Annotated in this window: 11 protein-coding genes and 1 tRNA gene; 3 read left to right on the top strand and 9 right to left on the bottom strand. The window is 40.2% G+C overall.

What is annotated here, in order from left to right; all coding sequences use genetic code 11:
• Nucleotides 1-13: 13 nt before the first annotated feature.
• The 5 genes from rimI to guaB form a co-directional block, all read right to left on the bottom strand.
• Entirely contained in the window at nt 14-481 is a 468-nt protein-coding gene (gene rimI / locus MTP24_RS03665; RefSeq protein ID WP_203987320.1) for a ribosomal protein S18-alanine N-acetyltransferase, read from the bottom strand.
• Nucleotides 468-785, bottom strand: coding sequence for a hypothetical protein (locus MTP24_RS03660; protein ID WP_203984556.1), 318 nt, complete (start codon nt 783-785; stop codon nt 468-470). Before MTP24_RS03660 ends, rimI begins: the two co-directional genes overlap by 14 nt.
• A gap of 65 nt (nt 786-850) precedes the next feature.
• Nucleotides 851-927: transfer RNA gene (locus MTP24_RS03655), tRNA-Trp, on the bottom strand.
• 154 nt (nt 928-1,081) lie between these two features.
• A complete protein-coding gene (guaA, locus tag MTP24_RS03650) occupies nt 1,082-2,659 on the bottom strand; it encodes a glutamine-hydrolyzing GMP synthase (RefSeq protein ID WP_039036494.1) in 1,578 nt (525 codons plus the stop codon).
• A gap of 96 nt (nt 2,660-2,755) precedes the next feature.
• Nucleotides 2,756-4,225 carry an IMP dehydrogenase gene (gene guaB / locus MTP24_RS03645; RefSeq protein ID WP_008130378.1) on the bottom strand — a complete coding sequence of 490 codons (1,470 nt, stop codon included), beginning with the start codon at nt 4,223-4,225 and terminating at the stop codon, nt 2,756-2,758.
• Nucleotides 4,226-4,372: 147 nt separating this feature from the next.
• On the opposite strand from guaB, the gene xseA reads away from it, so the two are divergent.
• The gene (gene xseA, locus MTP24_RS03640) at nt 4,373-5,704 is read left to right on the top strand and encodes an exodeoxyribonuclease VII large subunit (RefSeq protein ID WP_243532826.1); all 1,332 of its coding nucleotides are present in this window, start codon (nt 4,373-4,375) and stop codon (nt 5,702-5,704) included.
• Here xseA and MTP24_RS03635 read toward each other — a convergent pair.
• The 3 genes from MTP24_RS03635 to MTP24_RS03625 form a co-directional block, all read right to left on the bottom strand.
• On the bottom strand, nt 5,701-6,381 hold the full coding sequence (locus tag MTP24_RS03635; RefSeq protein WP_243532823.1) for a hypothetical protein: 681 nt from the start codon (nt 6,379-6,381) through the stop codon (nt 5,701-5,703). The genes xseA and MTP24_RS03635 overlap by 4 nt on opposite strands.
• 42 nt (nt 6,382-6,423) lie before the next feature.
• On the bottom strand, nt 6,424-7,242 hold the full coding sequence (cysE, locus tag MTP24_RS03630; protein WP_243532821.1) for a serine O-acetyltransferase: 819 nt from the start codon (nt 7,240-7,242) through the stop codon (nt 6,424-6,426).
• A 141-nt stretch (nt 7,243-7,383) separates the two neighbouring features.
• A complete protein-coding gene (locus tag MTP24_RS03625; RefSeq protein ID WP_138741223.1) occupies nt 7,384-8,310 on the bottom strand; it encodes a sensor domain-containing diguanylate cyclase in 927 nt (308 codons plus the stop codon).
• Nucleotides 8,311-8,612: 302 nt separating this feature from the next.
• Here MTP24_RS03625 and MTP24_RS03620 point away from each other — a divergent pair, with 302 nt between their 5' ends.
• Both MTP24_RS03620 and MTP24_RS03615 read left to right on the top strand, forming a co-directional pair.
• On the top strand, nt 8,613-9,020 hold the full coding sequence (locus MTP24_RS03620; RefSeq protein WP_138527740.1) for a hypothetical protein: 408 nt from the start codon (nt 8,613-8,615) through the stop codon (nt 9,018-9,020).
• Nucleotide 9,021: 1 nt separating this feature from the next.
• On the top strand, nt 9,022-9,342 hold the full coding sequence (locus MTP24_RS03615) for a helix-turn-helix transcriptional regulator (RefSeq protein ID WP_010555809.1): 321 nt from the start codon (nt 9,022-9,024) through the stop codon (nt 9,340-9,342).
• Between the two features lie 171 nt (nt 9,343-9,513).
• Here MTP24_RS03615 and MTP24_RS03610 read toward each other — a convergent pair whose 3' ends face one another.
• The gene (locus MTP24_RS03610) at nt 9,514-12,393 is read right to left on the bottom strand and encodes a M16 family metallopeptidase (RefSeq protein ID WP_243532818.1); all 2,880 of its coding nucleotides are present in this window, start codon (nt 12,391-12,393) and stop codon (nt 9,514-9,516) included.
• Nucleotides 12,394-12,541: the final 148 nt, after the last annotated feature.

Below are 12,541 nucleotides of genomic sequence, written 5' to 3'. Positions count from 1 at the left end.
CAACTAAAAAGAATTACATAAACCCTAAGCTTAATGCCATACCCATTAAAATAGCATCTTCAAAACCGTTTTTAGTTGCATCATCACTTGGGTAATAATTCTTTCGTACCGACATCTCTATAAACCCAGCTTGCTCATAAAGTTTAATTGCACGCGTATTTGACTCTCGAACTTCTAAAAATAAATTTTCGGCATTTTGCTGTTCACCGTGCTCTATAAATTTACTCAATAGCTGCTTAGCAATCCCCTTACCTTGGTGCTCAGGCTTCACGCATATATCCATAAGCGTAAAATCGGGCCCTGCTTTTTCACCAATGTAAAAACCAACGAGTATGCCACTATCAAAAGCCGCTAAATTAAAATAACGCCCACCAATACATGAACTCATCGTTTTTAAAGTCCAAGGATGACTATGACACGCGTTTTCAATAGCTATAAGCGCTTCTACGGCATCATTATTTACAGGTTTAAAGTTTATCAAGGTGTTCACTTATTAAAGCCCACAAAGCACGTTTATCGGTTGCATTTAGTTGTGGGGATGGCAATTCAAGCTGATCACCCGTTAATTGCATGTGCTTGCTTTTCACCACGCTATTTATAGCTACAGGCACTGCTGCACGATTAATATCTGCAAGTAATTGGCTAGAAAGCTCAAGGGATTCAAATGAAGCAGGCGTTAATTCTTTTTCAACATTATTTCTAAGGGGTTCAGTATTTACTGGTCGAAAGTGAGTATTTAATTCGAGATTTTCAATATCAAAAACAGCTGCGTACCGTGAATGCATAACGACTCGATGAAATGAGGAAGTAAGATAATATAAGAATTAATAAATGCGATGTAAAGAAGAAATGGCAGGGGCGGAGAGATTCGAACTCCCAACCGTCGGTTTTGGAGACCGCTGTTCTACCAATTGGAACTACGCCCCTGCAATGACGACGAATTATAGAGAAGTTTCGCTAAAGGTAAAGAGAAAAATCACACATTTAGTTTAACTGCTTTTTAAATAAACAAAACGGCGAATTAGCATGCTAATTCGCCGTTTTTTATCACTTTAATTTACATAACTAAATGCAGGGTAAATTATTCCCACTCAATAGTTGCCGGTGGCTTACCAGAAATATCGTAAACAACGCGTGAAATACCATCAATTTCGTTAATGATACGGTTAGAAACCACACCCAAAAACTCATACGGTAAATGTGACCAACGCGCAGTCATAAAGTCGATAGTTTCAACACAGCGCAGTGACACAACCCAATCGTATTTACGTGCATCACCCATAACTCCTACCGATTTAACCGGTAAGAACACAGTAAACGCTTGGCTTACTTTATGATAAAGCTCGGCTTTGTGTAGCTCTTCAATGAAAATAGCATCTGCACGGCGAAGTAAATCACAGTACTCTTTTTTAATTTCACCAAGTACACGTACACCTAAACCAGGACCAGGGAATGGGTGGCGGTAAAGCATGTCGTACGGTAAACCTAGCTCTAAACCAATTTTACGTACTTCATCTTTAAATAACTCACGAAGTGGCTCAACTAGACCCATTTTCATGTCATCTGGTAATCCGCCCACATTGTGGTGAGATTTGATAACGTGTGCTTTACCTGTAGCAGATGCTGCTGACTCAATAACGTCTGGGTAAATGGTACCTTGACCTAACCATTTAGCATTCTTAAGTTTTTTAGCTTGCTCATCAAATACATTAATGAAAGTATGGCCAATAGCTTTACGCTTATCTTCTGGATCTGACTTACCGGCAAGGTCAGCTAAAAATTGATCTTCAGCATCAACCTTAACAATGTTTAAACCAAACTTGTTGCCAAACATGTCCATTACTTGCTGACCTTCGTTTAAACGAAGTAAACCGTTATCAACAAATACACATGTTAATCTATCACCAATGGCACGATGAATAAGCATAGCTACAACCGATGAATCAACACCGCCTGATAAGCCTAAGATAACTTCGTCGTCGCCAACGGTTTCTTTAATGCGCTCAATGGCATCATCAATAATTTTTGCTGGAGTCCACAGTTTTTCACAACCACAAATATCAATAGCAAAGCGCTCTAATAAACGTTGCCCTTGATGAGTGTGCGTTACTTCTGGGTGAAACTGTACGCCGTAAAAACGTTTTTCTTCGTTAGACATAGCAGCATGCGGACACGTTGGTGTTTTAGCTGTAGTGCTAAAGCTTGCTGGTACTTCCATTACTTTATCGCCGTGGCTCATCCATACGTCTAAAACACCATTGCCGCCATCGGTAATATGATCTTCAATTGCATCAAACAATGCACAGTTGCCTACCTTTTCAACTTGCGCATAACCAAACTCTTTTTTATCAGAGCTGTGAACACTACCACCAAGCTGAGTAGCCATTGTTTGCATGCCATAACAAATGCCTAATACAGGAACGCCTGCATTAAACACATACTCAGGAGCGCGCGGGCTGTTTTCAAGTGTGGTTGACTCTGGGCCACCAGAAAGAATAATACCTTGTGGGTTAAATTCGCGAATTTGCTCTTCAGTCACATCCCATGCCCACAGCTCACAGTAAACACCAATTTCGCGTATACGGCGAGCAATTAGCTGAGTGTATTGTGAACCAAAGTCTAAAATGAGAATTCGTGAATCGTGAATATCTTTGCTCATGGAGTATCTCGTAAAGTAGATGCTAAATTCCACTAATTTGCTTAGTGGCTATTAAAGAGGGCTGGTAAAGCCAGCCCCGTAATTTCAAGTCGTTGTTTAACCTAAGCGGTAATTTGGTGCTTCTTTAGTAATTTGCACATCATGAACATGCGACTCACCCATACCTGCAGATGTAACACGCACAAACTGAGGCTTAGTGTTTAGCTCTTCAATTGTTGCACAACCCGTTAAGCCCATTGCGCTGCGAAGGCCACCTACCTGCTGGTGAATAATAGTCGCTATTGGCCCTTTATACGCTACGCGACCTTCAATACCTTCAGGTACTAACTTGTCAGCTTCGTTTGATTTTTGGAAGTAACGATCTGATGAACCTTCTTTTTGGTCCATCGCGCCTAAGCTGCCCATACCACGGTATGATTTGTAGTAACGCCCTTGGTATAGTTCTACTTCGCCAGGCGCTTCTTCGGTGCCTGCGAGCATTGAGCCCACCATTACACACGATGCACCCGCAACAAGCGCTTTCACAATGTCGCCTGAAAAACGAATACCACCATCGGCAATCACTGGAATGTCGCGGCCTTTTAAGCCATCAACTGCATCTGAAATAGCCGTGATTTGTGGAACACCACAACCGGTAACAATACGGGTTGTACAAATAGAACCAGGGCCGATCCCTACTTTTACTGCATCAACACCGGCATCAGCTAGCGCTATTGCTCCCTCAGCAGTTGCAACGTTACCCGCTACAATTTGAAGATCTGGATAAGCCTGACGAGTTGCAGATACGCGGTCAATTACACCTTGAGAGTGGCCATGAGAAGTATCGATAAGTAATACATCAACACCCGCTTCAACTAATGCAGCAATACGCTCATCAGTACCCGCACCAACGCCTACCGCAGCACCTACACGTAAACGACCTAACTCGTCTTTACATGCATGTGGTTTATCTTGCGCTTTTTGATAATCTTTTACGGTGATCATGCCTTTAAGTTTAAACGCATCATCAACAACTAAAATCTTCTCAATGCGGTGTTCGTGCATTAAACCTAAAATTTCTTCGCGAGCTGCGCCTTCCTTAACGGTAACTAGCTTTTCTTTTTTAGTCATAACAGTCGAAATTGGCTGTTCAAGTTTTGTCTCAAAACGCATATCGCGGCTTGTAACAATACCTACTAAAGTGTTTTCTGGGTCGGTAACTGGAAAGCCTGAGAACCCTTTTTCTTCAGCAAGGTCCATAGCATCTGCAATTGTTAAATCAGCAGTCACTGTTACCGGGTAAGACACAATACCCGCTTCGTAGGTTTTAACTTTACGTACGTTTTTCGCTTGTTCTTCAATAGTCATGTTTTTATGAATAAAACCAAGACCACCTTCTTGCGCAAGGGCAATAGCTAAACGAGCTTCTGTAACAGTATCCATAGATGCTGAAATAAGCGGCAAGTTAAGTTTGATACCACGCGTTAAGCGAGTTGAAATATTTGCCGTGTGTGGCAAAACAGTAGAATGACCTGGTACTAAAAGTACGTCATCAAAGGTAAGAGCTTCTTTAGCAATTCTAAGCATTTTGGCAACTTCTCACATGTGGATCTAAGATAAGGAATTGCGGCCAAATTTTAACAGCGTTATAGGCATTCGTAAATAATATTTCGCAAATATTTATGATAAACTTCCCTTATAACTTGCCTCATAAATAGTTTTAGGTTGTTTTTTATGCTTTCAAAGCCTTCGCAAACGGTTTATACCGTCTCGCGCCTTAATAGAGAGATCAGAACAGTACTAGAGCAAGGCTTTGCTTCATTAGTGCTTACCGGTGAAATTTCTAATTTTATTGCGCCAGCTTCTGGGCATTGGTATTTTTCGTTAAAAGATGACAAAGCACAAATTAAAGCGGCTATGTGGCGAGGTAATAACCGAAGCCAAAGTTACCGCCCAGAAAACGGCGCACAAGTAACAGTAAAAGCACGCGTATCACTTTATGAGCCCCGCGGCGATTACCAGCTAATTGTTGAACATATGGAACCGGCAGGCGAAGGCCAACTCAAGCAAGAGTTTGATGCGCTAAAAATGCGTCTTGCTGCTGAAGGACTGTTTAGCTCTGCATACAAAAAACCACTGCCGCAAAATATAAACCGTATTGGTGTAATAACCTCTGCAACGGGCGCAGCTATAAAAGATATATTAACCGTACTTAAACGCCGGGCACCGCAATTAGAAGTCATTATTTACCCAGCTATGGTGCAAGGTAAAGAAGCCCACATACATTTGATTAACCAAATAGAGTTAGCCAATGCACGCAACGAAGTAGACATACTTATTTTAGGGCGCGGCGGTGGTTCACTTGAAGATATGTGGTGTTTTAACCACGAACAACTCGCCCGCGCTATTCATAACAGTGATTTACCTATTATAAGTGCCGTAGGCCATGAAATAGACACCACAATCAGTGATTATGTTGCCGATATGCGGGCCCCTACCCCCTCTGCGGCGGCTGAGCTTGTCAGTCCTAACACGCAAGAGTTGCATAGCAAAGTAACCCAGCTTATTAACCGCTTAAATAATGCATTTAAACATAGTATTGCAGATAAGCGTGCACTCGCAACCCAATTGCAACATCGTTTAAATCTATGCCACCCGCGCAATCAGCTAAATCAAAAAGCGCAGCGATTAGATGAGTTAAGTATTGCCTTACAACAAGCTATGCAAAGCCGGTTGTACCAACAAGAGCGCACGCTTAATAATTTAACGCCACGTTTAATGCGTCAATCTCCCGACAAAAAGCTAGCGCAAGCTTCTCATCAGCTGTCGCAGTTACAAGCAAGATTAAACCAAGCTATACAACAACAATTACAACAAGCCAATAATAGCCTGGCATTACAAGCAAGTAAGCTAGATTCGGTAAGCCCGCTTAATGTTTTAGCACGCGGTTATAGCATCACTAAAACACAACAAGGGAAGGTGGTTAAATCTGTGGGTCAAATTAAAACCGGTGATGTTTTAGTTACAGAGCTGGTCGATGGCTCTGTAAAGTCAACAGCGCTTTAAAGCTCTGTTGCCATTAGTAACGTTAGTTCGGTGTCGCTTGAAGTCGAGGTTGTTCTTTTAAATTGCAACCAAAGCTTTTGCTTCATTAACTTATCGTTTAGCTCTCGCCATTGGGTATGATCGAATGAATCGTTATCCGTTGGCGCTGCAAGTTTAAATTTACAAACCGATGTTTTACATTCTGCGCTGACAATATCAGGTATCGATGCTAAATCTGCGGTAAGTAAAAAATCCTGTAATGCGGTTTCAGTTTGATAAGCCCACTCTTCATCACGTTGTTGTTCATCAAACTGTGCCTGTAAAGCGGCTTGCACATCATTTGGAGCTCGCAACTGCTTGACCACACTTTCCATTACCGACTTTTGCTGAGCTAATTGCAGCTTAAGCTGTGTAACTTGCTCTTCTAGGGGAAGCTCATCAAGGGGTTGTGGATCTGGTTTAGGGGAAATATCTTTTTGCTCTAAGCGAGCACTTTGCTCAGGCGCAGCTGGTACAACACGCTTTGCTGTTGCTTCACTTATTTTAGCTGGCTGAACAAGAGGGGTCTGCTGCTTTGTATCAGCATGCTGTACCTTTGCGGGAGTTGAGTCACTTGAAGATAAATTAAAGTAGCTCCACGTTAAACCTACACCCGCAATAAATCCTATCCCTAGTGTTAATAAGCTATTTTTGTTCATTTTAATTCCTTTTAAAATTATTTTTATTTATACAAGCTGCTATTACAGCATGGCGCTGGTGTGTGATTCGTTTTCAGGCTCTGGTGTGGTTAAAAAGTTTTGGTTCATACTTTGCGCAGGACACGGGCATTCAGGTCTGCCAATAATTTTAGCTGGTACGCCAACGGCCGTTGTATGAGGTGGCACAGCAGTTAATACCACCGACCCTGCACCAATACGTGCGCCCTCGCCTACTTCAATATTACCCAGCACTTTTGCGCCTGCACCAATTAACACACCCGCTCTGATTTTAGGATGACGATCGCCCTGCTCATTACCTGTACCGCCAAGCGTAACCGATTGCAGTATTGATACATTATCTTCAATTACCGCCGTTTCACCAATAACAATACCCGTTGCGTGGTCAAACATTATGCCTTTACCAACCTGACACGCAGGGTGAATATCTACGCCAAACACCTCTGAGGTACGGCTTTGAATAAAACGCGCCAGTTCTTTACGGTTTTGTTGCCATAGGCAATTAGCTAAACGGTGAGCCTGAATAGCATGAAACCCCTTTAAATTTAAAATAACAGTCAGGTAGGTTTCTGCGGCAGGGTCTCTATCTTTTACAGCTTTAATGTCTTCTGCGACAAAAGACAGCATGCGATCGCATTTTACAAATGATTGATCGAATAATTCACGAATAGTAAATGCAGATACAACAGCATCGGCCAACTTGTTAGCAACAATAAAGCTTAACGCCGAACCTAAACACTCATGGTTCAAAATACATGAATAAACATGACTTGCTAAAAGTGGTTCGCGAGTGACGACTTCATTTGCTTCACTTCGAAGCTGTTGCCAAATTTCATGACGCATAATACTGAACTGCCTTAAATTGATATAAAAAGAGCCTTTTGCTAAGTCTAACGGATTTAAAGCTCAAGGTGTTAACGCCTTAGTTATTTGTTCTGGTTATTAGGTATAACAAAGCACATTTAACAACTAAGTATTTAAAATTTAGTCAACCACGGTTAAATCGGCTGCACATACTAAATTTTTACCCGCAGTTTTTGCTTTGTATAATAAGTCATCGGCTTCTTTAACCATATTTTGTATTTTATAACTGTTACAAGGAATAACACTTGCCAGCCCAACACTAACAGTAAGTGTTTTACTTGGTAATGACAGCGCATTACAAATATTAAGCTGCTTTAGCTGCTCCACAATAGCATTAATAATTATTGTAGCTTGCTCTGAGTTTGTGTTGCCATAAACAAGTACAAACTCCTCTCCGCCAAAACGTGCGCAAATATCACTGGGTCTTTTTGTATATTGCTTAAGGACTGCCGCAACTTGTTTTAAACACTCATCACCTTGTTGATGGCCATAAGTGTCGTTAAGTAGCTTAAAGTCATCTAAATCAATTAATGCCAATGAAAGAGGCATGTTTAAACGCTTGCACCTATTCCATTCTTGCTCTAAAAAGCTATCAAAATAACCACGATTAAATATATCAGTTAGCCCATCAATATTGGCCAGTTTCTGGACTTCTTCAGCGAGCTTTCGCTCTGTAATATTTTGATGCGTAATTACATAATAAAAATCAGTACTGTACTTAAATGGTACTACACGCATCATAAACCAGCGTTTTTCATCATCACTATGGCATGGGTATTCTAAGTAAAACGCTTCTTGCTCTGCATTAATAACAGCATTAATTCCCTTCAATGCCCTTTCGCCTATTTCGTAACCGTTGTCTGCGGCTTTTTTACAGGTAAATAAATAATTTTCTTTTTCCCAAGCACCGCATGAGCAGTCATTTTCTTCACCAAAGTTTTGCCATCCTTTATTTATAAAAACCATTTCTCCTTCTTTATTAATTACAACAACCTGCTCTGGCATAGTGTCCAAAACTAACTTTAAAAATAATTTATCATCTAGCACGCTTACCTTCAGACTTATAAGAATAATTGTCTGAAAGTATATGTACTTAGCGTTTTTTTGACAAAAATAAATGCGTACTTTTCTTTAAATTTATTATTTACTCAATCAAAGAATAAAAATGATACGACAGCAACACTCATTTTAAACCTGAACGAAAATTAAATAAAACACATTAAAATCAGTAGTTAAACACACATGACATACACAGTGTCATATGCCAAACTGCTCACTGGCATATTCATGACGGCGTAAAAAATAATAATAAACGCTAAATTAGCATCATCTACTCAACAAGGATAACGATGATGAAAAACGACATATTAAATACTAAAAAACTCGGCTATAAATTTTATTTTCAAGATGGCGACAATCAAATAGCCTGTTTTGGAAGTTACTTTACTGGTAAAGAAGAGGTGTACATAAATGATGATTTATTTAGTAAAAAGCGCAATGTAAATTGCACAAGCACCCACTCTTTTGATTTTGAGAACTCACAGTACCAAGTAAAGTTTGACATGCTCAACATACTCACAGGGCGAATGGAATGCACACTTTATAAAGATACAAAAGTCGTTGCCAAACAAATTCAATGCAGTCTTCCTGACGATCCTAAAAAGGCTTTCTTTTTTATTGCTGGTTGCGCATTAGGCGGTGCAGTGTTTGGCTATGCAACTGCAACCATTGTTGAACTATTTGTAGGGAAGCTTTAACGTGCAATTAAATCCTACAACTGTTAAATCACTCAGAGGCCAGTTAAATTGGACTCAGCAGCAACTTGCTGACGCCTGCGATGTTAGTTTAAGAACAATTCAACGGGTAGAGAAAGAAGGTGCAGCATCAAAAGAAACAACAATGGCTTTATGTGCTGTATTGGAAGTACGCCAAGGTGAATTAATTAAACTTGAAGATAACACTAACTCTTGCGATGTTAGTCCAGCTTTAAACACGCGTAATATAACCTCAATTTTAGCACTATCGTCAGTAGTCAGCTTTATATTGGGGATGATCACTGTATTTTTTATAATGAGTTGAGGCGCTAAAAAATGTCAGAACGTAAAGAAAAAGAATTACGAGGCCATATCACATTAATAGCCATAATAAGCGCAGTAATAATTTTAGGGTTAGGGATAAAGGTTGGCTCAATGCTATAAAAAAGCCCCAAACGTGGGGCTTTTAATTATCTACAAGTCGTTTTTTTAAGGTTTATTTAAAAACACTATCAACTTTCACTACTTCAATATTGTTAGCCGGAATAGCTAATGCGTAATCGGCAATAACTTTATCCTCTGCAACAAGCGCCGCTGGTTTTTCTGTGTTGTAAACCATTGGCGATGTTTGCTCTGACACTAAACGTTTTTTCATATCTTCACCGTCACCGGTAATAAACACGTACTGCACGTTATCGGTTTGTAGATTATCTTTAATCACCCGATTCACATCAGCAAGCGTTAGCTTTTCAAGTTTACTTGTTACGTATTTTACAAACGATTCAGTGTTATAAAATTCGCTATCAAGTGCATAACCTAGCTGGCGGTTTTGACTTGCTACAAGCTGCGGCACGTAGTTAATTAAAAAGTTACGTGTTGCCTCAAAGTCTTTTTCTGTTAAGCCGTTTTTAATAAGCTTATCCAGCTCAAATAATGCGGTACGCGTTGCAAAGTGCGCGTCGTTGTTAGAGCGAAGTGGGCGCAACCATACTTGGAATATTTGCTCAGAACGCCCTAAATTTGCATCAGGCTTAGTTTGAAACATACCACGTGGGAAGTATTCAATATATGCGTAATCACCGTAATTCATACCGCGCGTTTGACGAATTCGCTCATATAAGTATGAGTTAGAACTACGATGCTCACCAAAGTACGAACGCACAAGCCAAAGGGCAGTCCAATCTTCGCTGCTGCGAATAGTATCAATTGGGAAGCCAAACGACACTGCCGTCGATTGCGCTGATTTTTCTACAATCGTTGCATGATGGCCTTTAAGCTCTGGCGCATCAGGAATACTTAAACGGCTTTGCTCGCCTTTAGGTAAGGTTGCTAAATCGCTCATAATATTTGCTTTAAGCGCGTTTGGCACGGCGCCAATTAAACCCAGTGTTAGTTTAGATTGAGTAAGCTCTGAATTGTAAAATGCTTTTACATCATCAAGCGTTAATGCTTCTAAATCAGAAATATCGCCGTAGTTGTAGCTCTCAAATGGGTGGCCTTTGTAAAGCGTGCTGTAGAGTACTTCTTTACCTAGCTCTTCATCGTTAGATGCTTTTAATCCTGACTTAATACCGTCGATCATTTCTTTTTTAAGGCGTTTAAAGTCATCGTCTCTAAAGCCTGGATTAAGTAATTGTTCGCTTACAAGTGCATACCAAGTTTCAGCATTGTCTTTATGAATACGCCCTTGAAACGACAGCATTTCTTTGTCAATCTGGTAACCAAAATTACCTGCAAGCGGATAAAGCGCTTTTTGAATTTCTTTGTAGCTGGTGCTTTGCGACCCACCTTGAGCAAGCATTGCGGCGGTGAGCGCGGCTACACCTTTTTTACCTTGAGGATCAGCAGCAGCCCCTGTATTAAATAAAAAGTTTACATCAATCAGCGGCGAGCTATTGGTTTTATCAAGCACTTTAAATACAGGTGCCTCTGGGGCTTGCTCAAGTTTTGCAACTACTGCACTTAAACTCGCCTCTTCTGCAAACCCCGGTGCTTTATCAAGTGCCGACATAGTTACAGTAGTACGCGTGTTATCTACAAAGTATTTATTAGCAACCGCTTTAATATCTTCTGCTGTGATGTTGTCGGCCGACTTATAAAGCTGGTTAATAACCTCAGGATCGCGTTCAAAATGCATGTAACTTGCAAGCGTTGATGCAATTGCTTGCGAAGAATCTAAACCATTAATAAAGCCATATTTAAGGTTAGACTTTAAGTCACTTAATTTTTGTGCATCGACCAATTCTGTTCTGGCTTTTGCATAAGTGCGGTTAATTGCATCACGCGCTTTTGCTAAATCATCAGCGTTTTCTACTTTTACAAATACATGCAGTAAGCCTGGATCTTTGGTTTCTGGATTATAAGTAAACATTTGACTCGCTATTTGTTTATCAACAACGAGCTCTTGATATAAATCTGAGTTACTTGAAAAATAAAGCTGCGAGATTAAATCAAGTGCAGATCTGTCTTTTTTAGCGGGTTCCCACGCAGCACCTTTATACGATACCAATAGCCAATGCCCCGGCAAGGCTTTATTTTGTTCATGCAAATATTTAGGAGCTTGCTGTTTTGGCTCAGCTTTAATATCGGCAACGTAATTGCCTTTTTCCCAACCACCCCAGTGTTTTTTAACCATTGCCATTGTGGCTTTTGGGTCAACATCACCCACAATAACTAGCGATACATATTCTGGCTTATAAAACTTATCAAAAAACTCTTTACCGTAAGCCATTTGGTCTGGCATGGCTTCTATGTCTTCAAAAAAGCCCATTGTGGTGTGTTTGTAAGTATGCTTTTCAAAAGCCTCTGCACGCACAGCACTTAATAACTTGCGAATCGGGCTGGCGTTATTTTTTAAGTACTCACCTTTTACCGTCAATGCTTCGGTTCTAAATTGCTCTTCGGTGTAGGTTAAGTTTTGGAAAATATCAGCTTCAATCTCAAGTACTTTATCAAGGTGCTGCTTTGAAAAGTTTAAATGGTAGTTAGTGTAATCGTTGGTAGTGTATGCACGGTTATCAACCCCTGCATTTTTGAATATGGCGGTGTATTCGTCTTGCGGAAATTTTTTAGAGCCTTTAAATACCATATGTTCAAAAAAATGAGCAAAACCAGTTTTACCCGCTTCCACTTCATTGCGCGAGCCAACAGAAACCGGTATTTGCAGCGAAACGACATCAGGGTAATCCGTTTTTACAACCATTACACGTAAGCCATTCTCAAGCTCTTCAATTAGGTAATCTTGTGAAAAAACACGGTCATCAGCTTTTTTTATTTGTTCTTGTTTTGCTGTTTGCGTCGTTTCATTTTTTTGCATTGCACAGCCAGTTAAAGCGAGTGATACCGCAAGGCTTGTTGCTAATAATTTAAATTTCATAATTGTCCTTTAGTAAATTGAGCAAAGTTGTTGTCAAAATATTTACAATTTCACTACTAATTATGCCCCAAAGCCAATGAATATAAGAGCCCTCAGTCGCTTTATTATGTAAACAACTGTGTCATGCACTTAATTTAGGAACTCCTTT

The sequence above is a fragment of the Pseudoalteromonas sp. APM04 genome, assembly GCF_022809815.1.
Taxonomy (GTDB): Bacteria; Pseudomonadota; Gammaproteobacteria; order Enterobacterales; family Alteromonadaceae; genus Pseudoalteromonas; species Pseudoalteromonas marina.
This window is presented reverse-complemented; position numbering and strand designations above follow the sequence as displayed.